This window comes from Streptomyces sp. NPDC037100, assembly GCF_055606225.1.
The window spans coordinates 182,454-206,830 of sequence record NZ_JBVJSX010000013.1 but is presented as its reverse complement, the minus strand read 5'-3'; the positions used below and the strand labels follow the sequence as shown (position 1 = coordinate 206,830).

Below are 24,377 nucleotides of genomic sequence, written 5' to 3'. Positions count from 1 at the left end.
AAAGAGCGGGAAGGCGGTGCGGTGCTGCGGAGAGGGGCGATGGCTGCGGGGAACGGGAAGGGGGCGGAAGGAGACGTGGGGCGCGGGTGCGCGGTCCGGCTCATGTGCGGCGTGGGCCCGAACTCTCCCGGACGACGAGGGTGGGTTCGGCGGACGGTGCTGCGGGTGCCTGCTGATCGGTGTCGAGCCGGGCACCCAGCAGCCCGAAGGCGGCGCGGCCCAGCCCCTGGAAGTCCATGCGGACCGTCGTGGGGAGGGTGTGACGTAGGCGGAGTGCGGAGCGTCGTCGAATCCGGGGAATCGCCACGTAATGGGCGGTGGGGTGCCCCAGCGCCAAGAGGTGTTCGGTGGCGGCACGGGCCGCCTCGCGGTCGTCGGCCCACACGGCGGGCAGCCCGGGTGAGCTCCCGGGCGGCGGCGCCTCCACCACGGCCGCGCACGGCACGTGTGCCGGTACGCGGTCCAGGGCGGCCGCGCCGAGGCGGTCGAAGCCGATGACCACCAGGCCGCCACCGGCGTCGGCGGCCGAGGCGATCGTGCGGTCCAGGTCGTCCTCGGGAGTCAGGACCCGCACGCCGAGCGTGTGGCCCGCGGCGCGGGACGCCTCCTCCAGGCCCTGCAGGGTGGCTGCGTAACCGTGGAGCGCAGTGTTCGACGTGAGGACGGTGATCGACCGGGTCACGCCGCTGGCCAGCGCGAACGCGGTGGCGTTGCGCCTGAATCCCAGGGCGGTGATGGCCTCCTGCACCCGCTTGCGCGTCTCCTCCCGGCCAGGCTGATGAAGTCCCGGTAGGTCGGCGGCAGCACCCCGCGGTAGGCGTGCCACCAGTGATGCCGGCCCCCGCTGTCCTCGGCGCCCGCCAACGCCATGACGGGTGGCCGTTGATGCCCCTCGAAACGGTCTGGTGGGAGACGCCCGCCGCCCGGGCGACATCGCGGATGCTCTTGGCCTTCCGCTGTCCCTGAGGGGGGTCGGCGGAGCTGTCCGACCTTGTGTGACCGGTCACAAACATGCGAGGATTGTGAGCGGTCACAACGCGGGCGTCAAGAGACCGTGAGCGCGGAATCAGCTCTCCGGCACATCCGCCGCCGGGGCCCGGTCTCGTCGGCATCGGTGAATCCCCAGATCAGCCCCACACAGACCGCCGCAGGACCGAATCATCCCGGAAGGGGAATCGCGTTGACCGCTACCGCCGAAACAGCCGAGGGCTCCTGGGTCTGGTCGCATCCGGAATCCGGTCTGCATGCCGTCAGGGATGCCACCGGAGCGGTGAGGCTGGGAAGGCCCGGTCAGGACTGGGCCCGCCTGGTGCCCCTCGTCGAGGTCACCGCCACCGGCCATGGACGCATGTGGTCGGGGGAGCGATTCATCGAGACGGCCATCGGCGAGCGCCTGACCTATGGGGGGCACGAGACGGTCCAGCGTGGCGGCGGGGAGCGTACGACGATCCGGCTCACGGATTCCGAGACCTCTCTGGCCGCCCACGTCACCCTGGAAACCCGTGCGGGCAGCGCTTGTTTGCGGGCCCGGGTACGCCTCGTCAACGAGGGCGGCGCGGCGCTGCGGCTGGAGAGTGTCTCCACCCTGGCCCTCGGTGGCGTCGTCGACGGGGAGGGCGGCCTCGACGACCTGACCCTGCACTGGGCGGACAACGACTGGCTCGCCGAATGCCGGTGGCGGCGGGACGGGTTCCGCAAGCGGGTCGTCCCGCTGAGCCGCGCCGCCCACGGCCACGAGGGCCGGGGCTGCTTCGAGCGGTACTCGCAGGGGAGCTGGTCCACCGGCCGCCACCTCCCCGTGGCCGGCCTCACCGACTCGGAAGGCCGCGCCTGGCTGTGGCAGATCGAGTCCAGCGCGGGCTGGCGCTTCGAAACGGGTGAACGCGAGGGGGCCGCCTATGTGGCCCTGTTCGGCCCCGACGACGCGCACCACCAGTGGCGGCACACCCTCGCCCCCGGTGAGGAGTTCCACACCGTCCCGGCCGTTCTCGTCCACACGGAGACCGGCGGACTGGACGCGGCCTTCGGTGAACTCACCGACCACCGCCGGAGCATCCGCCGTGATCACCCCGACCACCGCGCCCTGCCGGTGATCTACAACGACTACATGAACACCCTGATGGGTGACCCCACCACCGAACGGCTTCTGCCGCTGATCGAGGCGGCGGGTGCGGCCGGTGCCGAGGTGTTCGTGATCGACGCGGGCTGGTACGACGACGACGCCCAGGGGTGGTGGGACGCCGTCGGCGCGTGGGAGCCCGCTCCCCGCCGTTTCCCGGGCGGGCTGCCGGAAGTCCTGGACGCCATCAGAGCGCAGGGGATGACCCCGGGGCTCTGGCTCGAACCCGAAGTCGTCGGCGTACGCAGCCCCCTGGCCCGCACTCTCCCTCCCGAGGCGTTCTTCCGGCGCGGCGGTCTGCGCGTCACCGAACACGGGCGGCACCACCTGGACCTGCGTCACCCGGCCGCCCGCGCCCATCTCGACGAGGTCGTGGACCGGCTGGTCGGTGAGTGGGGCGTCGGCTACCTGAAGCTCGACTACAACATCAACATCGGTCCCGGCACGGAGAACGGCCCCGAGAGCGCGGGTGCCGGTCTGCTCGGACACCACCGTGCCCACCTCGACTGGATGGCCTCGCTCCTCGACCGGCATCCCGGTCTCGTCCTGGAGAACTGCGGATCGGGCGGCCTGCGCATGGACTACGCGCAGTTGGCCGTGGCCCAACTGCAGTCCACCAGCGACCAGCAGGACCTCCTGCGCTATCCGCCCATCGCCGCCGCGGCCGCCACCGCCGTGACACCGGAGCAGGCCGCGGTCTGGGCCTACCCCCAGCCGGACCACACCCTCGACGAGATCGCCCTCACCCTCACCGGGGCCCTGCTCGGCCGCGTCCACCTCTCCGGCTTCCTCAACCTGATGAGCCCCGAGCAGTCCGGCCTCGTCCGCTCGGCGATCTCCGTGTACAAGGAGCTGCGGCCGGAGCTCGGCGGGGCGAGGCCGTTCTGGCCCCTGGGGCTTCCCGGCTGGGAGGACGAGTGGGTCGCTCATGGACTTCGGGGCCGAGGAGCCACGTTCCTCTCCGTCTGCAGGAGGGAACCGGGCGACGGCGGAGCACCCGCCATGAGCAGCACCCTTGCCATCCCTCACCTGCGGGGTACGCACGTCCGGCCCACGGTGCTGTATCCACCGACAGCCGATGCCATCGCGGAGTGGGACGCGGACGCGGGGCGGCTCACCGTCTCGCTGCCGCGCGGGAACACCGCCGTTCTTCTCCGGCTGGACCCGGTGGCGGCGGATTCGTAGACATGACGCGCCGCGGGACGGCGGCCTTGGCGGTACGCCCTCGAAAACGTCAGGTGACCCCGGTGCTCATGGACTGTCCGAGAGGCCCTGGGCCCGAAGGCCGAGGGACTGCAGGTGGCGGCGGAGCCAGTGCTCGGTGTTGCTGACGTGCAGCAGGGCGGCGGCCTGGCTGAGGGCGGGGTCGCGGGTGCACAGGGCGTCGAAGATCGCCTGGTGCTCCGCCAGGGTCCGCTCGGACGACCGGTCGTCGACCTGTCCGCGTCGGATGCGAGCGCGCAGGGTGCGGCCGGATATGCCCTCGAGCAGGGTGAGCAGGGTTTCGTTGCCGGTGGCCGCGACAACCGCCCGATGGAAGGCGGCGTCGTGCGCGTTGAGCTGCTCGACATCGTCGCGTGCCTCGCGCATGGCGTCCAAATGCCGCTCGACCTCGGCCAGTTGCTCGTCCGTGATCCGGCCGGCGGCGAGCCCGGTGGCGAGCGGTTCGAGCAACCGCCGCACCTCCATCAGATCCAGCAGCGCGCCCTTGTCGCTCTGGAGGAGCTCCACAGCGCCGCCCAGGCCCTCCAGGAGAAGGCTCGGCTGGAGACTGGTCACGTACGTGCCGTCTCCTCGTCGGACCTCCAGCACCCGGGCGACGGACAGAGCCTTGACCGCCTCGCGGGCGAGGTTGCGCGAGAGCCCCAGCTGCGCCGCCAGCTCCGGCTCCGGGGGCAGCTTCGCGCCCGGGGGAAGCGCCCCCGAGCGGATGAGCTCACGGATCTGCTCTATGGCCTTGTCCGTCAGGGACAACCTGAGCTCCCCTCCATGAGCGCGCCGCTCTACGGGGCCCTTACGCGTAACCGGCGGGATGGCCGTCACATGTGACGCTGATGATACCGGCAGGCCCGGTCGGAGATCCCTGGCCGTGTCCCGGGCGGGGACGTCCCGTCGGGCCCGGTCACCCGGGACGTACCGACGGTTCGCACCCGGCGTGGGGCGGCCCTGTTCCGGACGCGGGTCCGCCCGGCGGGCCGCTCTCGGGCGAGCCGCTCGTGGACTGCAGGTGCTCCCGCAGCCACCGCACGGTGTGGGGTCAGAGTCCTCTCAGCGCGGACGCCGATGGTCAGCAGCAGGTCGGCGCAGGTACGGATGCCGGCGGTGACGACGGCCAGGGCCAGGTCGGGCGGGACCGGGGTCCCCAGCGTGCTCAGGCCTGGTTGCCGGAGCGCTTCTCCCGGATCCGCTGGGCGACGTCGCGCAGCTTGATGTTGTGGTGCTGGGAGATCTTGCGCAGCACGTTGAAGGCGTCCTCGTCACTCATCCCGTGGCGCTCCATGAGGATGCCCATGGCCTCACCGATGGCGTGCCGGGTCTCCAGCGCGTGTTCGAGCTGGTCGATGGTGCGGGCGTCCGCGAGGGCGACGGCGGCGTGCGAGGCCAGCAGCCAGCCGGCGGTCGCGATGTCCTCGGTGAAGGTGCCCGGGCGGCGGGCGTACAGGTTGAGCGCGCCGAAGTCCTCTTCGTGGGTGTAGAGCAGGAGCCCGGTCATGCTGCCGATGCCCAGCTTCCGCGCGGCCTCGGCGTAGCGGGGCCAGTCCGGCTGGGGACGGTTCATGTCCACGATCCGGAACACGCGCTCGTCGTCCGTGCGGCGGGCGAGATCGAAGCACGGCCCCTCGCCCAGCTCACCCTGCAGACGGTCGGACTCCTCGACCATGTCGCCGCACGAGGACAGCGTGATGGCACGGCCCTTGCGCACCGCGAGGATCCCCGCCGCGTCACAGCCGTCCACCAGCCTCACGGCCGACGCCGCGATTTCGTCCAGTGTCTGCTGCACGGAGTCCTGCTTCAGCAGGGTCCGCGCGAGCACGGCCATTTCCTCGGCGAACTTCTGCCACTCCATGTCGCACCACCCACGTCGATCACCAGTGCGGCCACCCTACGCACAGCCTTGTCCCTCACCGTCGAAGACGCCAGGAGCACGGGGCGTGGCGCGAGCCGCGGCGCCTTTCCGTCCTGCCGTGGGCCGAGTGAGCGTGAACAGTCACCGCGGCAACGAGATCGCCCATCACCAGGGTTGCCGACGACTCCGTCCCATAACCTCGTGTCCGGAGGCGTCAGAGGCCGGTGTATCCACTGTGAGGAGGCCATGGTGCTCGACAGGCGCACGGGCGCACGGTTGCTCGCGGGCGTCATGCTGGCGGTCTGCATGGTGCTGCTGGGTCCCAGTGCACCGAGCGGTGCCCTGTTCGCCGGGGCGCAGCCCGCCGCGGCGGCCAGGGACGTCGTGCCGAACCGGGTCATGACGTGGAACATCTGCAACCCCTGCGAGGCGAGTGACGTCGACAAGGCCGCGGAGATCGCCGCGTACGCGCCCCAGGTCATCGGCCTGCAGGAAGCGTGCGTGCGTGACGTCGAGAGGATCCGGGAGTATCTGGAGAACCTGCACGGGCTGGCCTACCACGTCGAGTACGGGTCGGTGCTGCGCAAGTGGGGCCGCTGCGGGGGGACGCCGTGGAGCCCGGGGGCCTTCGGCCAGGCGGTCCTGTCGGCCGCGCCGATGACGGACCCGGTCACCGTGGAATATCCCGAGGGCGGCTCCGAGGACCGTGGGTACATGGCCGTCACCACCACCGTCGACGGCCGGTCCGTCCGGGTCTTCAACACCCATCTCGCCCAGCGACGACAGGAGGCGGTCCGGGCGGAGCAGGCCCGCGTGCTCGCATCGGAGGTCGCCCGGCCCGACCGCGCGATCCTCCTCGGCGACTTCAACGCCGTGCCGGACGCCCCCGAACTGTCCGGCATCTGGGCGCTGGCCACGGATGCCGACCCGCAGTGCCGTCCGTCGCCCACCGGCAGCTGCCGGCCGACGACCGACTGGCAGAGCAAGTTCGACTACGTGTTCCTGCGAGGCGTCGTCCCGCTCGGGCACCGCGTGCATCCGACCTCGTACTCGGACCACCACCTGCTGCACGCCGACCTCGACCTGAGCTGAGGGCGGTCACCGGGCGGTACCGCCCGGTGACCGCCACGCCCTGCCGGGCTCGTCCCCCGACGGACGGTCCCTTTTCCCCGGGACCGCAGGTCAAAGGCCCGCACGGGGTGCACGAAGCAGCGACGTCGCCCCGTCACGTGGAATCTTCCCTCGTATGGGCATACGGGGAAGGCAAGCAAGCAGGGGACGTCGGCAGCGGGAGGCCGGCCCGATCAGCAGGGAGGCCGCGATGACGGGGCCGGAATACACGGAGACCGTTCACGGGCCGTCCGTGCCGACAGCGCCCGTCGAGCCGGCCGCGCCCCTGGAAGCCCTCGGCGCCGGCGCCTACATCGTGGACGAACAGGGCTGCATCATCGCCGTGAACGCCCGTGCCGAGCACCTGCTGGGCCGCCCCGCCGCCGACCTGATCGGACATGACGCGCACGACCTGCTGCACCGCGGCCCGCAGGGACAGCCCCTGCCGAGAACACAGTGCGCCATGAGGCAGGCCTTCCACGCCGGGCGCACGGCCCAGGCCGACGAGGACTACTTCGCCCGCGCCGACGGCACCGTGTTGCGCATCTCCTGGCTGATCACGCCCTACGACATCGACGGCCGGCACGACACACTCGTCGTCTTCCACACCCCCGACCACCCGCAGGTCGCCGAGCCGCGGCCGGAGCCGACGGCGCAGCTGTCGGAGCTGGCACGACTCGCCCTGCTGGCCGAGACCACCACGCAGCTGACCTCCACGCTCGACGTGGACGAGGCGCTGCAGCGGCTGGTGACCCTGGTCCTGCCCCGCCTCGCGGACTGGGTGGTCGTCGACCTGATCACCGAGCGCGACGAGGTGTGGCGCACCCTCGTGGTCCACGCCGACGGCGAGACGCTCACGCACCACGAGGACCTGCAGGGACCGATGCCGCCGATCCCCGAGGAATCCCCGATGCCCCTGTCCAGGGCCTTGCGCGGGGTCGCCTCCAACCTGGCCGGCCCGCAGACCTATCAGGGAGCACCGGACTCCGGCATCGCGGTCGAGCAGCGTCGCCTGTTCGACGTCACCGGGATGCGCTCCGCGGCCATCGCGCCCATCCGCAGCACCCGCGCCGTCCTGGGAGCACTGACCCTGGGCCGCGACGAGAAATCGGCGGCCTTCACGTCCGTGGACCTCCCCCTGATCGAGGACATCGCGCGCCGGGCCGGCCTCGCCCTGGACAACGCCCGCCTCTATCAGCGCCAGCGCAAGGTCGCCGAGACCATGCAGAACCATCTGCTGCCGCAGATGCCGGGCGTCTCCGGCCTGCAGATGACCGTCCGCTATCTGCCCGCACCCGACGCCTCCCAGGTCGGCGGCGACTGGTACGACGCGTTCCCCCTGTCCGACGCGTCCACCGCCCTGGCCATCGGAGACGTCGTCGGCCACGACCTGGAGGCGGCGGCCGGTATGGCGCAGGTCCGCAACATGCTCCGTGCCTACGCCTGGTCCCAGCACGAGCCTCCCAGCCGGATAGTCGAACGGCTCGACGAGGCGATCCAGCACATCACCGACGTCACCATGGCCACGACGATCTTCGCCCGGATCGAACCGGCCGACGACGGATGGCAGCTGTCCTGGACCAACGCCGGCCACCCTCCGCCGCTGCTGATCAGCCGGGACGGCCTGGCCCGCTACCTCACCGACGGCCACGGCATCCTTCTGGGCACCCAGACCGGCACACGGCGCCCGGACGCCACCGCGCAGCTCCCGCCCGGTTCCACCCTGGTGCTCTACACGGACGGACTCGTCGAAGCGCCCCGCCGCACCCTCGACGAGGGACTGGACCGACTGCGCCAGCACGCCGCCGCCCTGGCCCACCGGCCCCTGGCCTCGTTCACCGACCTGCTCCTGCGCCGCGTCCGCCCCGCGGGCAACGACGACGACGTCGCCGTCCTGGTCCTGCGCGTCCCCGACGGCTGACCGGAGGGGGCGGGGGCACACGCCTCCGGCCGAACGCCTCCAGCCGCCTGCCACGTTCCTCCAGAAGAGACCCCCCACCCCGCGGCAAGTGATCGATATTCGTTGGCAGTAGGCCCGGTGCGACGCCCATACTGACGCGGTGGATCCAGTGACGCTTGAGACCGGACGGCTGGTGCTGAGGGCTTTCGAGCCGGGCGATGTGGACGCGGTGCACGACGCCTGCCAGGACGAAGACATCCAGTTCTACACGCCGGTGCCCGTGCCCTTCGGACGGCAGGACGCCGAGGAGAGGGTCCACGAGGAGTGGCCCGAGGGCTGGGCAGCCGACAAGGACTACGTCCTCGGGGCGTTCCGCAAGGACAGTGCCGCGCTCGTCGGCTCGTACTGTCTGACCAAGGTGAGCGCGGGCGTCTACGAACTCGGCTACTGGGCGGTCAAGGAGCAGCGCGGCCGGGGCTACTCGGTCGAGGCCGCGCGGGCGTTGTGCGACTGGGGGTGGGCCACGCTCGACGTCCACCGCATCGAATGGTGGGCCATGACCGGCAACACCGGATCGCGTGCCGTAGCCGAAAGGCTGGGCTTCACCGTCGAAGGGACGCTGCGCAGCCGCGGCATCGCCAACGACGGCAAGCCCCATGACTGGTGGGTCGGTGGACTGGTACGGCCTGACGCGACGGTCGTCGGCTCGGGGCCTGAACGCCGTCACGGTTCCTCGTAGGGTGCCCTCCGTGACGGTGGGGACCGAAGAGACCCGGCTCATCGTGCTGCGGGGCAACAGCGGAGCGGGGAAGTCGTCTGTCGCGGCCGGAATGCGTGAGAGGTTCGGGCGGGGGCTGGCGCTGGTGGCGCAGGACAATCTGCGCCGCGTCGTGCTGCGGGAGAGGGACCGGCCCGGCGCGGCGAACATCGGTCTGATCGACCTGACGGCCCGCCACGCCCTCGATGCCGGGTACCACGTGGTGGTCGAGGGGATCCTGTACGCCGACCACTACGGCGAGATGCTCACCCGGCTGCGCGCCGACCACCGCGGGCCGACCCACGGGTACTACCTGCATGTGCCGTTCGAGCAGACCCTCGTCCGTCATGCCACCAAGCCGATCGCGAACGAGGTCGGCGAGCCGCAGCTGCGCGAGTGGTACCGGGAACTGGACCTGCTGCCCGGCGGCATCGAGACCGTCGTCGGTGCCGACAGCACCCTGCCGCAGACCGTGGACCGCATCATGCTCGACACGGGCCTGGCCGGTCTGCCCGAGATCGACCGCTAGCCCCATCACCCGTCCGTACGCGCCGGGCAGGGCGTGCCCGGCGCGGCGCGGTGAGGATGGGCGGTGCCGGGCGCCCGCACCGGCAGCTCGGTGCTGCCTGACGGGGCGTGCGGCTGTCGCTGCCGGTACGCGCGAGGGAGAGGTATGACCGAGACCGACGAGGCCGGGGCCCTCTCTGCCGGGACCGAGTGGCCGGCGGCGCACCGTGACCCGAGTGCGGACCTGGTCGATCTCCGGCGCGTGGGGGCGAACCCGGACTTCTGGTATCCGGTCGCCCTGTCGAAGAACGTGCGGCGCGAGCGGGCGTTCGCGACGACGTTCGCCGGCGAGCGCATCGCGCTCTACCGCGGTCGGAGCGGCACCGTGTACGCGCTGGAGGACCGGTGCGCCCACCGGCAGGTGCCGTTGAGCATGGGCGTCGTGGAAGGCGAGACGCTCCGCTGCTGCTATCACGCCTGGACCTATCGCGGCGACGGACGCATCTCGCAGATCCCGTACCTCTCCAAGGGTGACGGCCGGCCCCCGCGCGGCGTTCGCGGCTACCCCGTGCGCGAGGCGTACGGCCTGGTCTTCGTGTTCCCCGGCGACCCGGACGAGGCGGCCGCCGCTCCGCTGCCCGACCTGCCCGCGTTCGGCTCGCCGCTGTACAGGACGATGACCTACTCCCGGACCGTGCGCTGCCACTACTCGTTCATGCACGAGAACCTCCTCGACATGAACCACCAGTTCCTGCACCGGGGCGTGGTCGGAAAACTCCGCCCCGAGCTGCTCGACTCCCGCACCGACGAGCGGTCGGTGGAGGCCAGGTACCTGTTCAGCCACGCGGGGGGGCAGGCGGAACCGCGGGGCCAGCCTGCTGGCGGCCGAGGGGATCGGCGGCACCAACTCCCGCGACGTCATGACGATCCGCACCGAGTACCCGTACCAGACCCTCGACCTGCTCCCGGAGAACGCCGAGCGGCCGGCCTTCCGCCTCTGGGCCGCCTACGTGCCCGAGGACGCCGAACAGCGCCGCTGCCACACGTTCGGCCTGCTCATGATCGAGAAGCCGCGGATTCCCGGTGCCCTTCAGCTGGCCTGGCCTCTCATCAGGCGTTTCACCGAGCGGGTGTTCGCCGAGGACCGGATGGCCGTCGAGGCCGAACAGCGGGCCTGGGACGAGCAGGGCGAGGACCGCAATCGCGAGGTGTTCTCCCTGATCCTGGACGTCCGCGAGGTGCTTCGCACCAACGGCGTCCCCATCCGCCCCCGGACTTCCGCGTGCGGCGCCGCCTCGGTGTGCACCGGGCAGGACCGCGATCCGGCGGCGGTGCCGCGGCACTAGCGGTGCGGACGCGGACCTGCGGGGTTCAGCCGAAGAACTTGCGCAGCAGTCGGTTGAGTTCGGCGGGTTGCTCGGTGGGCAGGGAGTGGTGGGAGGCGCCGGGCAGGGTGACGACGCTCGCCGGGGGCAGCAGCCGGCGTGCGGCCGCCGCCGCACGCCGCGGATCGTGGGCGCGGCTGCGTTCCGCCAGGACCACCAGGGTCGGGACGGTGCACGCCGCCAGTTCCCGCGCCTTGGGGCGCCGCATGGCCACGACCTTCGACCGGCGGGCGCCGGCGGTGCTCCCCAGGAACGCCCGCCACACCGGATCCTCGGGGTCACGGCCGGTCTCCCACCGGTGAAAGGCGCGGACCCGCTCGGCGCTGGGACTCAGCAGCATCGGCAGGGCGTGCGCGAGGTAGCGCGGGCTCATGCCGGCGAAGCAGTTGACCGGGTCGAGCAGCGCGAGCCTGCCGAGCCGGTGGGGCGCGTGCAGCGCGTAGCGGAGGGCGATCCAGGCGCCGTAGGAGTGGCCGCACAGGTGCGCGCCGTCCAGGTCCAGCGCGTCGAAGAGGGCATCGAGCCAGGCCGTCAGGTCCGCTGCGCCGCGTAGCGCTGCTCCGTCGTGGACGCTGCGGCCGATGTCGCCGATGAGATCGACGGCATGGATGCGATGGGCGGGGGCCAGGGCGCCGACGGTGGCGAACCAGGTGGTCGAGGTGGTTCCGCCGCCGGGCAGCAGGACGAGGGGGACACCGTCTTCGCGCCCGCAGACCTGAACCCGGGTGCTGCCGTAGGGGGTGGGGACGTCGACGCCGTGCACCTCTCCGGGCCACTGTCGCAGGACGTCGTCGTACGCCCTGAAAAACGCTGCCGTGTCATCCATGTTCCCCGCTCCGTATGACTCGTTCACCGATATTCTCGACCAACGAGATATTAGGGGAGTGAAGCATGGACGACCAGGATCCCGGTCTGCGACTGGTGCATCTGCTGCGGGCCGTGACCATGGAACTCGACCTGTTCGCAGCCGAGTTCGCAGGTCGCAACGGGCTTCATCCCACGGACGTACGGGCGTTGATCCATCTGCTCGACGCCGGCCGGGAGGGCGTGCGGGCCACCCCGGGGTGGCTGGGCGCGCAGCTGGGGGTGAACTCGGCGTCGACCACGGCCCTGGTCGACCGGCTGGAGCGGCTGGAGCTGGTGCGCCGGGAACGGGACACCGAGGACCGCCGGCGCGTGCTGCTGGTGGTGCGGGACGAGGCCGTCCGGCTGGGCTGGTCCTTCTTCGGGCCGCTGATCCACGAGATGGTCGGCTCGATGAGGTCCTTCGACGAAGCGGAACTGGCCGTGGTCCGGCGCTTCCTGCTGACCATGCGGGACGTCGCCGCGGCCGGACGACGCGCCCAGCGGGACGGCTCCGGGGGAAAGTGACGCGCGTTTCCGGATGCCTCCCGGCTTGGCTCGGCGGACGTTCGAGGGCTCGGTCATCGCCTCACCGGCCTCGCCTCGGGGGTCGTAGCGCGCGCCGTGTTCCCGCTCCGCCCCGACCCGACCGTGAAGGCCCCGCCCGGTTGCGGACGGGGCCCTTCTCATCGGTCAGAACCTGGGCTGAGGGGACTGCGCCTGGACGAGTTCCTCCGCCTCAGCCTGTGTCTCCACGGACGGCGGGGAGCCGGCCAGGGGCTGGTTGGCGGTCTCGCGCATGCACAGCACGGCGATGACACCGATGGCCGCGGCGCCCATGGCGTAGTACGCCGGCATCAGCGTCGAGTCGAAGGCGCTGATCAGCGCGGTGATCACCAGCGGTGTCGTACCACCGAAGATCGAGGTGGCCAGGTTGTAGGCCACCGAGAGCGAGCCGTAGCGCACCTGCGTGGGGAAGATCGCCGGGAGCGCCGCCGACATGGTGCCGAGCATCGCCACCAGTGAGAGCCCCATCAGCAGCAGCCCCAGGGTGATGAGCACGACGCTGCCCTGCCGGATGAGCAGGAACGACGGCAGGGAGAGGAACAGGAATCCGAGCATCCCCGTCATCAGCAGCGGCTTGCGCCCGAAGCGGTCGGAGAGCCGCCCCACCTGGTTGATCACGCACATCTGCAGCACCATCACGACGAGCAGGATCAACAGCCCGTGGTTGGTCCCGTAGCCCAGTTCGTCGGACAGGTAGGTCGGCATGTACGACAGCAGCATGTAGTCGGTGATGTTGTACGCCGCGACCAGTGCGAGGCACAGCAGCAGCGGCCGCCAGTACCGGGTGAAGATCTTGCCGAGGTCGGCGGCCGCCGAGGTCTCCACGGTGTCGGCCGCCTCGCTCGCCTTGGCCTGGCCGCCCTCCAGCTTCCGGAAGGCGGGCGTCTCGTCCAGCTTGAGCCGCAGATAGAGGCCGATGAGGCCCAGCGGGGCCGCGACGAGGAACGGCACGCGCCAGCCCCACGACAGCATCTGATCGTCGCTGAGGAGCATCTGCAGGACGACGACCAGGCCGGAGGCCCCGACGTAACCGGCGAGCGTGCCGAGTTCCAGGAAGCTGCCGAAGAAGCCGCGCCGCTTGTCGGGCGCGTACTCCGCGATGAACGTCGAGGCACCCCCGTACTCCCCGCCGGTCGAGAAGCCCTGCACCAGCCGGAAGAAGATCAGCAGAGCCGGGGCCCACAGACCGATCGCGGCGTGCGAGGGCACCAGGCCGATCGCGAAGGTCCCCACCGCCATCATGATCATGGTGAGGGAGAGGATGCGCTTGCGGCCGACCTTGTCTCCGAGCGGCCCGAACACCATGCCGCCCAGCGGACGCACGAGGAAGGCCACCGCGAAGGTCGCGAAGGAGCCGAGCAGCTGGGCGGTGTCGTTGGTGGACGGGAAGAAGACCCGACCGATGGTCGACGCCAGATAGCTGTAGATGCCGAAGTCGTACCACTCCATCGCGTTGCCGAGGGCGGCGGCCTTGGTGGCGCGCTTGACCGCCGCATCGTCGGTCACCGTGATGTCGCTGCGGCGCAGCTTCGGGTTGCGTCGCTTCTCGATCGCCCGGAACAGCACCCGGTGTCGTCTCACCGCCGCGGGATCCACCGACTCGTCGTTGTCGGTCTCCGCCATCACGTGGTTCCTTTCGCCGTTCGCATTCCAAGGACAACGCCTGCACAGATCTCGCACGCTCAAACGGACCCCTTCGCGCGGCGCCCGGTTGATCACGGAACGTGATGCACGGGTGCTCAGGGCGAGAGGCGGGGCGCCGCGCCGTCCGGGAGGATCTCCGGGGCGGGTGTGTGCCCGTGCCCCGGCGGGGGAACTTGAGTCGCCGGGTGCGTTCCTGGTGAGAGGAGCCCAAGTGACGGCGTCAGCGGCGGGCGGCCACGACCGGGGTGCGCGGGAGGACGGGTACGAGCCCGACCCGAAACGCTGGCGGGCCCTGTGGGTCACGCTGGTGGCCGGCTTCATGAGCCTGCTGGACGTGTCGATCGTGGCCGTCGCCCTGCCCACCATCCAGGAGCAGCTGCACGCCTCCGCGGCCGAGGTCCAGTGGGTGGTGTCCGGCTACGCCCTCTCCTTCGGCCTCGCCCTCGTCACCGCGGGCCGCCTCGGCGACGCCCTGGACCGGCGCCGCATCTTCCTCATCGCCCTCAGCGGCTTCGTGCTCTTCAGCGCGGCCTGCGGAGCGGCCCCGAACATCACCCTGTTGGTGGTGGCCCGGCTCGCCCAGGGCCTGGCCGCCGGCTTCATGGCACCGCAGAACTCCGCGCTCATCCAGCAGATGTTCCGGGGCGGTGAACGCGGCCGCGCCTTCGGCTTCTTCGGTGCCACCGTCGGCATCTCCTCCGCCGTCGGCCCCCTCACCGGCGGCCTGATCCTCGCCCTGGCCGAAGGCGCCCAGGGCTGGCGGTGGATCTTCTACGTCAACGTCCCCATAGGCATCCTCGCGGTCCTCCTCGGCCGCCGCCTGCTGCCCCGCACCCGGCGCTCCGGCCGGGAACACGTCGACCTGCCCGGTGTCCTGCTCCTCGGCCTCGGCGTCCTCGCGCTCATGTACCCGCTGGTCCAGGCGGAGAGCGGCGGCCTCGCCCGGCTGTGGTGGATGTTCCTCGCCGGTGCCGGGCTGCTCCTCGTCTTCACCCGGTGGCAGCGCCGGCTGCTGGACCGCGGCACCCAGCCGCTGCTCGATCCGCGGCTGTTCACCACCGTGCGCGGCTATGCCGTCGGCGCGGGCGTCGGCACGCTCTACTTCATCGGCTTCAGCGGCGTCTGGCTCGTCTTCGCCCTCTTCTACCAGCACGGCCTGGGCTTCTCCCCGCTTCAGTCGGGCCTCGCCGTGACCCCCTTCGCCCTCGGCTCGGCCCTCGCGGCCGCCATATCCGGGCGACTCGTGGACCGGCTCGGCCGGCTGCTCACCGTGGGCGGACTCACCGGCGTGATCCTCGGACTGGGCGGCACCGCACTGCTGCTGCGCTTCGCGCCCCTCGACAGCGCGCCCTGGATCGCCGCCCCGGTCTTGTTCCTCGGCGGCGTGGGCGGCGGGTGCGTGATCTCACCCAACATCACCATGACGCTGCGCGACGTACCCGTGCACATGGCGGGAGCGGCGGGCGGCGCCCTGCAGACCGGGCAGCGCCTCGGCGCCGCGGTGGGCACCGCCGCCCTGCCCGGCCTCTTCTACCTGGTGCTCGGCAGCAGGAGCGACGACTACCGCGGCGCCCTCTTCGTCGCGATGGTCGCCGGGCTCGTCGGGATGGCCGCGTCCCTGGCCCTCGCGGCCTACGACTGGCGGCGCGACCGGCGCACCCCGCAGCCGCACCGCCGGTGCCCGGACGATGTCGCCCACAGTCCCGTGCACGCCCGGCAGACCTGAGCGGTCACACCCTCACGAGGTCTGCGGCCGGGACTCCCGCGGGGCGGGCGCGTCGTCTTCGCCCTCGCCACGCAGCGCGCCGAGGGCGACGGCCGTCATGGACGCCAGGATCAGCAGCGCGAGCGGCCCCCAGACCGCCGGGATGGCCCACAGCGGCCAGTCGTTGGACGGTGATGCTGCCGGTGGTGCCGTCCAGGTGGTTCACTTACCGGGCCTCGATACCGCGACGTACCCGTCCTTGACCACGGTGCGCCCGGAGCTGCCCGCCATGGCGGACAGCTCCTTCGAGCCGGCGGTGGACCTCCTGCTGGAGGCCCTGGCGGTCCGCGCTCGGGCGCTCTCGGACACAGGTGAGCGAGCCTGCCCTACAGCACCTCGGCCCGCCCGGAGGTGTCGTCGAGGAACCCGCCCGACTGGTGCTGCCACAGCTTCGCGTAGGCACCGTCGATCGCGAGCAACTCCTGGTGGGTGCCCTGCTCGACGATCCGGCCGCGGTCGAGGACGACGAGCTGGTCCATGCCGGCCACCGTGCTCAGCCGGTGCGCCACCACCAGCGCGGTCCGTCCGTCCATGAGCCGCCACAGCGCCTCCTGGACCAGCAGTTCGCTCTCGGAGTCCAGGGCGCTGGTCGCCTCGTCGAGCAGCAGGATCGGCGCGTCCCGCAGGATCGCCCGCGCGAGAGCGACCCGCTGGCGCTGACCGCCGGACAGCTTGACGCCCCGCTCGCCCACCATGGTGTCGAAGCCGTCCGGCAACGCGTCGGCGAACTCCGTGACATGGGCCGCCTCGGCCGCCCGGAGGATCTCGGCGTCGGTGGCGTCCGGCCGGGCGAAGGCGATGTTGTCCCGCAGGCTGCGGTGGAACATCGCCGGGTCCTGCGGCACGTACGCGATCCGCCCGCGCAGGTCGGCCTGGCGCACTCGGCTGATGTCCTGGCCGCCGACCAGGATGCGGCCGCCGTCGATGTCGGTCATCCGCAGCAGCAGCCGGGTGAGTGAGGTCTTGCCGCCGCCGGACCGGCCCACGAGCCCGATCTTCGCCCCGCTCGGCACGGCCAGGTCGAGTCCCTCGAACAGCGGCCGGCCACCCCGGTGGGCGAAGGTCACCTTCTCGAAGCGGACGTCGGCGGCCCGGGACCGCAGCGGCTCCGGGGCGGGCGGGTCGAGCACGGTCGGCGGCGTCAGCAGCAGCTCGGTGAACTGCGCGGCCTCCGTCATCGAGCTCTCCAGCCGGCGGTATATCTGGTTGAACTCGAACATGATCCGGGTCGCGTTGTTGTAGTAGGCGAAGGCGACCACGACCGCCTCCACACCGTGCGCGCCACCGGCCAGCGTCACCGCGAGCAGCAGACCCATCGCGCTGGTGAGGACTGACATCGGCGCGACCAGTGTGTCGATGCGCAGGTTGCCGTAGTCCCACGACCGCATGGTGAGCCGGCGCGACGTCGCCACCCGGGAGCGGTGTTCGGCGGCCTCGCGCTCCTCCGCGGCGAACGCCCGCACCGTGTCCATGTTCATCAGGCTGTCGGCGACATGGCCCGACACCCGGGCGATCGCCTCCTCACGCCGGTCGACGAGCGCCTGGCGCCGCCGGATGAGCGGCACGACCAGCACCGCGGTCAGCGCGATCATCACCAGGAGACCGACGACGAGCAGCGGCTCGTAGCGCCACAGCACCACCGCGCCGAACGTCAGCGGCACGAAGCTCCCCACGATCTGGAACGTCAGCGTGTCGACGAACTGCTCGAAACGGGAGGCGAAGCTGAGGACCCGCTTGGTCAGCGAACCGGCGAAGTTGTCGTGGAAGAACGCGGCGTCCTTGGCGAACAGCTCGTCCATCCCGATCACGTACAGATGCTCGATGCCCAGGGCGTCGAGGCGGTTGAGGCAGTGCAGGGCGACGCGCCACAGTGCCTCCGCGACCAGCAGGACACCCGCGAAGGCGAGTACGTACGGCAGCGTCGAGCCGGCCGTGACGTCCTTGTTCCCCGCGATGTCTGCGACGAGCTTGGCGACGATCAGCGGCGCGACGTAGTTGATTCCGATGTTGCCCAGCGCCGAGAGCAGCATCGCGGGTGCCGTCCACCGGCGCAGCCGGGACAACTCCCGTCCGTAGTGGCGAAGTGCGAGAAGCACCGAGCGCTTGCCCGGTAATACCCTGTGTGTTTCCGGCGTTTCCATCCCACCCCTGTGTCGTTCTGTGGCCGCCCGCCACGTCGTGCGTGCAGGGGCCGTCGCAGCAACGGATGTGTGAGGTCTCGGGTCGAGTCCGGAAGTGTCCCGCGATGCCGGCCGCGCAGTCCAAGCGTTTTCCGGCCGGGCGGAGGTGTGCGGGGAGCGCCAGGAAGCGCGGCGGCCGGGCGTCCGTACGCCGGGGCGAGGCCGCAGAGCCCTCCGGAGGTGAGGGTGGTCGACCGGGGACCGCGCCGCCGGAGAAGCAGCTCAAGCCGGTCGTCCGGCCCGCCCTCCGGCACGGGTCATGACGCGGCGCTGGAGTCCGGGCGCAGGGTGAAGACCTGGTCGAGGCCGACGAGATTGAGGACGCGCAGCAGGTTCGCCGGGACGGCGGCCAGGGCGATGTCGGCATCGGCGGCCAGGGCGTGCTGGCGCGCGGCGAGCAGGGCGGTGATGCCCGAGGAGTCGCAGAACGCGAGACCCGACAGGTCCAGGACCAGGCACTGCCCCGGCGACAGGGGCAGATGGTCGAGCCGGCTGCGCAGGACGGGGGCCTGGTCGAAGTCCAGGTCGCCGGCCACGTACAGAACGGGTCCCGTGGCGGTGTCGAGCTGTCTGACGGTGAGCGGGTTCATGAGGTGTGATTCGTTGCCGGGGCTATGACGGAAGGGGCGGCGGGAACGCCGAGGGCGAGCAGGGCGGTGTCGTCGTCGAGACCGTCGCCGAAGCTCTCGAGCAGCCCGGTGAGGGCGGTGATCACCTCGTGCGGTGCGGCGGGGGCGTGATCGGTGGCGAAGGCGTGCAGGGCTTCCTCGCCGTACAGGTCGTCGCGGCCGGGGCCGATGCGGGCCTCGGTGAGGCCGTCGGTGTACAGCACGAGCGTGTCACCGGGCGCCAGCACGGTCTCGGCCGTGCCGATCGGAGCGCCGGGGACGACGCCGATGAGCAGACCGCCCGGGGTGGGCAGGTACTCGGCTCGGCCGTCCGCCCGCAGGACGAGTGCCGGCGGGTGGCCACCGGAGGCCAGGCGCACCGCGGTCCGCCCGTGTTCGCCTCCCGGTTCGACGATCCCGAAGATGCAGGTGCAGTACCGGGGGTTGCCGTCGCCGGTGTACCGCTCGTGCAGGACGGCGTTCAGGGTGCTCAGCGCCGAGGCCGGATCCGGGTCGTGGTGGGCGGCCGCGCGCAGGGTGTAGCGGGTCAGCGAGGTGAGGGACGCGGCCTCGGGGCCCTTGCCGCACACGTCGCCGAGGAAGAACGCCCAACGGTCACCGGTCACGGGGAACAGGTCGTAGAAGTCGCCGCCCAGCTGGTCCGGGGACGCGGTGTGGTAGTGGACGGCCGTCTCCAGGCCCGGTACGGCGGGCAGCGAGTCCGGCACGAGGGAGCGCTGCAGAACGGCCAGGGCGTCGGCAAGCCTGGCCCGGTCGGCCTCGGCCTGGCGCCGGGCCGCGTCCGCCTCGGCACGGGCCCGCTCGGCCTCCTGGCGCCGGCGCAGGAGCTCCTTCTCGTAGGCGCGGCGGTCGGAGGCGTCGAAGACGGTGATGCGGATGAGCAACGGCTCGCCCTCGGTGCCGTGCTTGATCACGGCGGAGACCAGGACCGGCAGCGGGCCACCGCTCGGGCGCCGCATGTCCAGGGCGATGCCGCGCAGCTCGCCCTGCATGCGCAGCAGTGGAGCGAAGTGCGTCTCGTGGTACAGCTTTCCGCCGATGGTGAGCAGGTCCACGAAGCGCTTGCGGCCCGCCACAGCCTCACGGTCCAGGCCGAGCCACTCCAGCAGCGTGTTGTTGATCTTGGCGATGGTGCCGTCCATCATCGTGGACAGGTAACCGCAGGGCGCGGACTCGTACAGGTCCTCCGAGCTGTCCTCCAGCAGCGCGGAGAAGGCCGCGTCCGTGCTCGCCTCGTCCCCCCTCCCGGCCGGCTCCGGCACGCCGCCCGTACGACACATCACTTCAGGGACTCCAGGAATTCGAGGATCGCCTCCGTGGTGGCCTGCGGCGCGCTGAGCTGCGGGCAGTGCCCGGTGGCGTCGAGCGTGACCAGGCGGGAGGCGGGGACCGCCGCGTGCACGTAGGCGCCGACCTCACGGGGCGCGATGGCGTCCTGCTCGCACTCCAGCACGAGGGTCGGCACGGCGACGCCCTGCAGGTCCTCACGGCTGTCGGTGAGGAAGGTCGTACGGGCGAAGACCCGGGCGATGTCGGGGTCGGTGGCGCAAAAGCTGTTCGTGAGTTCCCGGCCCAGCTCCGGCCGCTCCGGGTTGCCCATGATCACCGGGGCCATCGCGGACGACCAGCCCAGGTAGTTCGCCTCCAGGGAGGCGAGCAGTTCGTCGATGTCCTCCGTGCTGAAGCCGCCGCGGTAGCCCTCGTCGTCGATGTAACAGGGCGAGGGAGTCACCATCACGAGCGCCCCGATCCGCTCCGGCGCGGCCTGCGCCGCCAGCACTCCGACCATGGCACTGACCGAGTGCCCCACGAACACCGCCTGCCGCAGGTCCAGCTCCTCGCAGACGTCGACGACGTCGGCGGCGTAGCCCTGGAGCGAGGAGTACCGCTGCTCGCTCCACGACCCGAGGTCCGAGCCGCCGGAACCGACGTAGTCGAACAGCACCACCCGGTAGCGCTGCGCAAGAGCCGGCACCACCAGCCGCCACATGTTCTGGTCGCAGCCGAACCCGTGGGCCAGCAGTAGCACCGGCGCGTCGTCGGGCCCGACGACGTTGACGTTGTTCCTGCGACGGATGTCCATGGCGGCCATGCTCCCACCCCGGCCGGAGCGGGACGACGGCGGCCCGCGGACAACGGCTTCGCCACCGTGAAGTCAGCCCAGGTACAGCGGCACCCTGGAGGCCAGGTCACCGAGCTCGGCCTGCTCCGCCTCGGTCGGCGCACGCCGCCCGGTGCCGATCAGCAACGCGTCCGCATCGGGGAAGGAGGACGGGAACGAGCCCGCGGCGATCAGCTCCAGCATCTCCCGGGACCGGGCGAGCCCCTCCGCGGGAGGCAGCTCCGCGCCCGGCAGGTGAGCGATCAGGTCGAGGTGGTGCAGCGTCCACTCCATGACATAGGTGGAGAGGAAGTCGCGCACCGTGAGGATTTCGTCACGGGTGCCGACCCGGCTGCCCGGATCGGCGAGCAGGGCCGCACGCCCGGCGGCGGAGCCGACGTCGTCCAGATGGAACTTCAGCAGGTGCGGATCCTCGTACGCGGCGGCCAGCCGGACGGTCAGCGCGTCGAGCGGGTCGTCACCGGTCGGCGGAGTGCCGGAGACGTCCCAGTACGTCAGCGCGTCACGGGTCGGGGCCCGGTCGGAGGGGGTGGCCAGGGTGATCAGCACGTCCTGGGCGTCGACGATCAGATGGCACACCAGGTCCCGTACCAGCCAGCCCGTACAGCCGGAGGGCCGCCCGAAGTCCTCGTCGGAGAGATCCGCCACCGCCGCGCGCAACGCCGTCCAGGTGCGTGAGAAGAGATCCACCTCGGCAACGTAGTGCGGCGCGGCGACGCCGGACAAGCGTGTTCCGGCCGACCGTGCTCACCGCCGCCGGGGCTCTCACCCTCCGGACGCCCCCAGCCGCCCTCCCACGAGCACGGCGAGCTCGTCCGGTGTACGCGGGCCCGGCTCCGTTTCCGTCAGCAGCCCCTGGGACCGCAGACATTCCGTCACCGCGGCACCCCACGGCAGTCGCAGACCCGCCTCCCGGAGGAGATCCGTGCGGGCCAGTGCCGCGGCCGCGGGCCCGGTGCGGACACCGGACGGCGTGAGGAGCGCCGCGTCGTCGGCCCAGCGCAGCGCGAGGTCGACGTCGTGGGTGGCCATCACCACCGTGGTGCCGGCGGCACGGAGTCCGTCGAGGGTGGTCAGGAGCCGCTCCTGGCCGTCGGGGTCGAGTCCGGCCGTCGGCTCGTCCAGGATCAGGACGCGCGGCCGCATGGCGACGGCGCCCGCGATGGCCGTGCGTTTGCGCTGTCCGTAGGAGAGCAGATGGGTCGGCCGGTCGGCCAGGGCCGTGATGTCCAGGGCGGCGAGTGCCTCCGCCACCCGCGCCCGTACCTGCGTGTCGTCCAGGCCGAGGTTCAGCGGACCGAACGACACGTCCTGCTCGACGGACGCCGCGAACAACTGGTCGTCAGGGTCCTGCACCACCAGCTGCACGGTGGTCCGCAGCCGGGTCAGCCCCTTGCGGTCGTACGCCACCGGCTGCCCCTCGACCGTCAGCCGCCCCTCGTGCGGTTTCAGGCCGCCGCTGAGCAGCCGCATCAGCGTGGTCTTGCCGCTGCCGTTGCGGCCGAGCAGCGCCAGCGCGCGGCCCTCGTGGATCTCGAAGTCGAGGCCGCTGAGCACGGCCGGGCCGTCCTCGTAGGCGAAGGACGCGCCCCGCAGGGCGACGAGGGCGGGCTCGCTCATGTCAGCGGCCTTTCCAGTACGAGGGTGAGGACGGCCAGCGCGACGAGCAGCGCGCAACTGGCCGCCGTGAAGCGGACGGAGACCCGGGCCTCGGGCACCAGGACTCGCAGGGTGCCGTCGTAGCCCCGCCCGGCGAGCCCGGCCTGGAGCCGGCCGGCCCGGTCGAAGGCCCGGACGAACGCGGTGGCGCCGAGCCCGGCCAGGGAACGCCACTCCGCGGCCCGGCCGGTGTGCCCGAGCCGGGCCGCCTGGGCCTCCCGGATGCGCCGCATCGAGTCCAGCAGCAGGAAGCTCATCCGGTACGTCACGAGCGCGACGTCGACGACCGCCGCGGGGACTCCGGCCCGGACCAGTCGGGGCAGCAGGTCGGACATGGGCGTGGTGAAGGCGAACAGCAGCACCCCCAGGGAGGCCGCCGAGGTGCGCAGCAGCAACTCCCCGGCCCGGAGCGGCCCGTCGGCGGCGAGGGAGACGAACCCCCCTGGTCCGCCCACCTGGACGAGCAGCGTGAGCGCGCCGGTCACGCAGAAGCCCAGCGGCACCCGGTAGGCCCGCCACAGCCGACGCCGGGGCACCCCGGCCGGACCCAGCAGCACGACCACGGCCGTCAGGAGGACCAGGGCCGCGCCCGGCCAGGGCGGCAGGGAGATCGCGAGCACGGTGAGACCCAGTCCGAGCACGGCCTTGTCCACGGGATGGCGGCGGCGCCAGCGACTGCTGTGCGCCGCCGCGTCGATCGGCAGCACCCGGGCTCAGTCCTGTTCCGCGGTGGACTTCCCGGCGGTGCCGGCGAGCGTGCTGTCGGACTCCCGTTCCAGCGCCCGCCGCTCGCCCTGCCGACGTCCCCGGCGCAGGCCGAAGTAGTAGGCGAGGACCCCGGCGCCGAGGGCCGCCTGGAGGGAGAACAGCGCCGACTCGATCTCACCGGAGGGCGGTTCGTACAGCGGCGAGAACCACGGCTCGTAGTCCGGCTTCAGCTCGGTGATCGCCGTCTCGGCCTCGCCGTCGGATCCCGTGAACGGCTCCTTCTTGTGGTCGCCGAGGCCGAGTGCCAGGGGCAGCACGGCGAGCGCGGCCACGGCGAGCAGCAGCACCAGGTTGATCTTCGTGTTCCTGCTCATCGGGCCACCGCCTCGGTCTCGGTCCGGGTCTGCTTCTTGGCGAGGAGCACGCCCAGCCGGGTCAGTTCGCCCTTGCTGGACTGCACCAGCAGCCGCATCACGAGCACGGTCAGCAGGCCCTCGCTCACCGCGAGCGGGATCTGCGTGACGGCGAAGATGGAACCGAACTTGCCGAGCGCGCCCAGGAATCCACTGCCCGGGTCGGGGAACGCGAGCGCCAGCTGCACGCTGGTCACGCAGTAGGTGGACAGGTCGGCGACGAAGGCGCCGAAGAACACCGCCACCATCAGCGGCGCGTTGGAGCGCCGCAGCAGCTTGTAGACGGCGTATCCGGCCCAGGGCCCGACGATCGCCATGGAGAAGACGTTGGCGCCGAGCGTGGTCAGGCCGCCGTGCGCCAGCAGCAGCGCCTGGAACAGCAGGGTGATGGTGCCCAGCACCGCCATGATGGGCGGCCGGAACAAGATGGCTCCGAGGCCCGTGCCGGTGGGGTGTGAGCAACTTCCGGTGACGGACGGCAGTTTCAGGGCGGACAGGACGAACGTGAAGGCACCGGACGCACCGAGGAGCAGAGTGCTCTCGGGGTGCTCGCGCACTTCACGGGTGAGCGACCGGACCCCGTGGACGACGAACGGCGCCGACGCGACACCCCAGGCGACCGCGTGCGCCGGAGGAAGGAAACCCTCGGCTATGTGCATGGCTCAGCAGACCCTCTCCAGCACCTCGTGGATGGTTGACGCGCCTTGGCCGGTCTCCTGGCTGACGGGTACCACCGCCCGGACTCCGCCTTCCCGGGTCACGAGGACCCAGTGGCTGCCCGTGAGGGCTGGAGCCGGACTTCCCGATTCACAGTGGCGAGGGCCGCACCGGCATCACACCGGATTTCCCGTTCACCAAGGCCTGGTGACAATAAGGCCGGGGTAAGGGCGATGACAAGCCACCCAAGGGGCGCGCGAGGGGGCGCCCGTTCGCACACCGGCGCATCCCCCGGCTGGTCCACGCTTCTCCACGCAGGCTCCCGCCGCGTGACGTCCGGGCCGT

21 protein-coding genes, 3 pseudogenes and 1 riboswitch are annotated in these 24,377 nt (G+C 71.6%); of the genes and pseudogenes, 8 read left to right on the top strand and 16 right to left on the bottom strand.

Annotation, left to right across the window (positions count from 1 at the left end):
* Window positions 1-100: 100 nt before the first annotated feature.
* The 3 genes and pseudogenes from ACZ7EG_RS34185 to ACZ7EG_RS34175 form a co-directional block, all read right to left on the bottom strand.
* Window positions 101-748, bottom strand: coding sequence for a type 1 periplasmic-binding domain-containing protein (locus ACZ7EG_RS34185; protein ID WP_471087710.1), 648 nt, complete (start codon window positions 746-748; stop codon window positions 101-103).
* A gap of 5 nt (window positions 749-753) precedes the next feature.
* Window positions 754-867: pseudogene (locus tag ACZ7EG_RS34180) on the bottom strand (transcriptional regulator); the annotation flags it as partial.
* Between the two features lie 38 nt (window positions 868-905).
* Window positions 906-1,013 (bottom strand): annotated as a pseudogene (locus ACZ7EG_RS34175) (hypothetical protein); the annotation flags it as partial.
* Window positions 1,014-1,180: 167 nt separating this feature from the next.
* Between ACZ7EG_RS34175 and ACZ7EG_RS34170 the strand changes: the two are divergent.
* Window positions 1,181-3,304: a glycoside hydrolase family 36 protein gene (locus tag ACZ7EG_RS34170; RefSeq protein WP_471087707.1), complete on the top strand. Its 2,124-nt coding sequence runs from the start codon at window positions 1,181-1,183 to the stop codon at window positions 3,302-3,304.
* Between the two features lie 66 nt (window positions 3,305-3,370).
* On the opposite strand, the gene ACZ7EG_RS34165 is transcribed toward ACZ7EG_RS34170, so the two are convergent.
* Window positions 3,371-4,093 (bottom strand): FadR/GntR family transcriptional regulator, encoded by a 723-nt coding sequence (locus ACZ7EG_RS34165; RefSeq protein WP_471087704.1) that lies wholly within the window; start codon window positions 4,091-4,093, stop codon window positions 3,371-3,373.
* Between the two features lie 397 nt (window positions 4,094-4,490).
* A complete protein-coding gene (locus ACZ7EG_RS34160) occupies window positions 4,491-5,186 on the bottom strand; it encodes a GAF and ANTAR domain-containing protein (protein WP_471087701.1) in 696 nt (231 codons plus the stop codon).
* Window positions 5,187-5,432: 246 nt separating this feature from the next.
* Between ACZ7EG_RS34160 and ACZ7EG_RS34155 the strand changes: the two genes are divergently transcribed.
* The 5 genes and pseudogenes from ACZ7EG_RS34155 (at window position 5,433) to ACZ7EG_RS34135 (ending at window position 10,806) form a co-directional block, all read left to right on the top strand.
* Window positions 5,433-6,278 (top strand): endonuclease/exonuclease/phosphatase family protein, encoded by an 846-nt coding sequence (locus ACZ7EG_RS34155; protein WP_471087699.1) that lies wholly within the window; start codon window positions 5,433-5,435, stop codon window positions 6,276-6,278.
* A gap of 229 nt (window positions 6,279-6,507) precedes the next feature.
* Window positions 6,508-8,217 carry a PP2C family protein-serine/threonine phosphatase gene (locus ACZ7EG_RS34150; protein WP_471087696.1) on the top strand — a complete coding sequence of 570 codons (1,710 nt, stop codon included), beginning with the start codon at window positions 6,508-6,510 and terminating at the stop codon, window positions 8,215-8,217.
* A gap of 139 nt (window positions 8,218-8,356) precedes the next feature.
* Window positions 8,357-8,935, top strand: a complete 579-nt coding sequence (locus tag ACZ7EG_RS34145) for a GNAT family N-acetyltransferase (RefSeq protein WP_471087693.1) — start codon at window positions 8,357-8,359, stop codon at window positions 8,933-8,935.
* Between the two features lies 1 nt (window position 8,936).
* Entirely contained in the window at window positions 8,937-9,482 is a 546-nt protein-coding gene (locus ACZ7EG_RS34140; protein ID WP_471087690.1) for a P-loop NTPase family protein, read from the top strand.
* Window positions 9,483-9,626: 144 nt separating this feature from the next.
* Window positions 9,627-10,806 (top strand): annotated as a pseudogene (locus ACZ7EG_RS34135) (Rieske 2Fe-2S domain-containing protein).
* A 25-nt stretch (window positions 10,807-10,831) separates the two neighbouring features.
* Here the strand turns inward: ACZ7EG_RS34135 and ACZ7EG_RS34130 are convergent.
* Window positions 10,832-11,671 carry an alpha/beta fold hydrolase gene (locus tag ACZ7EG_RS34130; protein ID WP_471087687.1) on the bottom strand — a complete coding sequence of 280 codons (840 nt, stop codon included), beginning with the start codon at window positions 11,669-11,671 and terminating at the stop codon, window positions 10,832-10,834.
* A gap of 65 nt (window positions 11,672-11,736) precedes the next feature.
* Here ACZ7EG_RS34130 and ACZ7EG_RS34125 point away from each other — a divergent pair, with 65 nt between their 5' ends.
* A complete protein-coding gene (locus ACZ7EG_RS34125; RefSeq protein WP_471087685.1) occupies window positions 11,737-12,216 on the top strand; it encodes a MarR family transcriptional regulator in 480 nt (159 codons plus the stop codon).
* A gap of 165 nt (window positions 12,217-12,381) precedes the next feature.
* Here the strand turns inward: ACZ7EG_RS34125 and proP are convergent, their stop codons facing one another.
* The gene (gene proP, locus ACZ7EG_RS34120) at window positions 12,382-13,878 is read right to left on the bottom strand and encodes a glycine betaine/L-proline transporter ProP (protein WP_471087681.1); all 1,497 of its coding nucleotides are present in this window, start codon (window positions 13,876-13,878) and stop codon (window positions 12,382-12,384) included.
* Window positions 13,879-14,110: 232 nt separating this feature from the next.
* On the opposite strand from proP, the gene ACZ7EG_RS34115 reads away from it, so the two are divergent.
* Window positions 14,111-15,625, top strand: a complete 1,515-nt coding sequence (locus ACZ7EG_RS34115; protein WP_471087678.1) for an MFS transporter — start codon at window positions 14,111-14,113, stop codon at window positions 15,623-15,625.
* 365 nt (window positions 15,626-15,990) lie between these two features.
* Here ACZ7EG_RS34115 and ACZ7EG_RS34110 read toward each other — a convergent pair whose 3' ends face one another.
* The 9 genes from ACZ7EG_RS34110 to ACZ7EG_RS34070 form a co-directional block, all read right to left on the bottom strand.
* Window positions 15,991-17,805: an ABC transporter ATP-binding protein gene (locus tag ACZ7EG_RS34110; RefSeq protein ID WP_471087674.1), complete on the bottom strand. Its 1,815-nt coding sequence runs from the start codon at window positions 17,803-17,805 to the stop codon at window positions 15,991-15,993.
* 296 nt (window positions 17,806-18,101) lie between these two features.
* Window positions 18,102-18,434, bottom strand: a complete 333-nt coding sequence (locus ACZ7EG_RS34105; protein ID WP_471087670.1) for an STAS domain-containing protein — start codon at window positions 18,432-18,434, stop codon at window positions 18,102-18,104.
* Window positions 18,431-19,753, bottom strand: a complete 1,323-nt coding sequence (locus tag ACZ7EG_RS34100) for a PP2C family protein-serine/threonine phosphatase (protein WP_471087667.1) — start codon at window positions 19,751-19,753, stop codon at window positions 18,431-18,433. The genes ACZ7EG_RS34105 and ACZ7EG_RS34100 overlap by 4 nt, the downstream gene beginning before the upstream one ends.
* Complete coding sequence (locus ACZ7EG_RS34095) at window positions 19,753-20,556, bottom strand: alpha/beta fold hydrolase (protein WP_471087813.1); 804 nt, start codon at window positions 20,554-20,556, stop codon at window positions 19,753-19,755. The genes ACZ7EG_RS34100 and ACZ7EG_RS34095 overlap by 1 nt, the downstream gene beginning before the upstream one ends.
* A 72-nt stretch (window positions 20,557-20,628) precedes the next feature.
* On the bottom strand, window positions 20,629-21,285 hold the full coding sequence (locus ACZ7EG_RS34090; protein WP_471087664.1) for a maleylpyruvate isomerase N-terminal domain-containing protein: 657 nt from the start codon (window positions 21,283-21,285) through the stop codon (window positions 20,629-20,631).
* 75 nt (window positions 21,286-21,360) lie between these two features.
* The gene (locus ACZ7EG_RS34085; protein ID WP_471087661.1) at window positions 21,361-22,215 is read right to left on the bottom strand and encodes an energy-coupling factor ABC transporter ATP-binding protein; all 855 of its coding nucleotides are present in this window, start codon (window positions 22,213-22,215) and stop codon (window positions 21,361-21,363) included.
* Window positions 22,212-22,961, bottom strand: a complete 750-nt coding sequence (cbiQ, locus tag ACZ7EG_RS34080) for a cobalt ECF transporter T component CbiQ (protein ID WP_471087658.1) — start codon at window positions 22,959-22,961, stop codon at window positions 22,212-22,214. Before cbiQ ends, ACZ7EG_RS34085 begins: the two co-directional genes overlap by 4 nt.
* 6 nt (window positions 22,962-22,967) lie before the next feature.
* Window positions 22,968-23,336, bottom strand: coding sequence for an energy-coupling factor ABC transporter substrate-binding protein (locus ACZ7EG_RS34075; RefSeq protein ID WP_471087655.1), 369 nt, complete (start codon window positions 23,334-23,336; stop codon window positions 22,968-22,970).
* Window positions 23,333-24,034, bottom strand: coding sequence for an energy-coupling factor ABC transporter permease (locus ACZ7EG_RS34070; RefSeq protein ID WP_471087652.1), 702 nt, complete (start codon window positions 24,032-24,034; stop codon window positions 23,333-23,335). The genes ACZ7EG_RS34075 and ACZ7EG_RS34070 overlap by 4 nt, the downstream gene beginning before the upstream one ends.
* Window positions 24,035-24,064: 30 nt before the next feature.
* A riboswitch (cobalamin riboswitch) is annotated at window positions 24,065-24,249 on the bottom strand.
* Window positions 24,250-24,377: the final 128 nt, after the last annotated feature.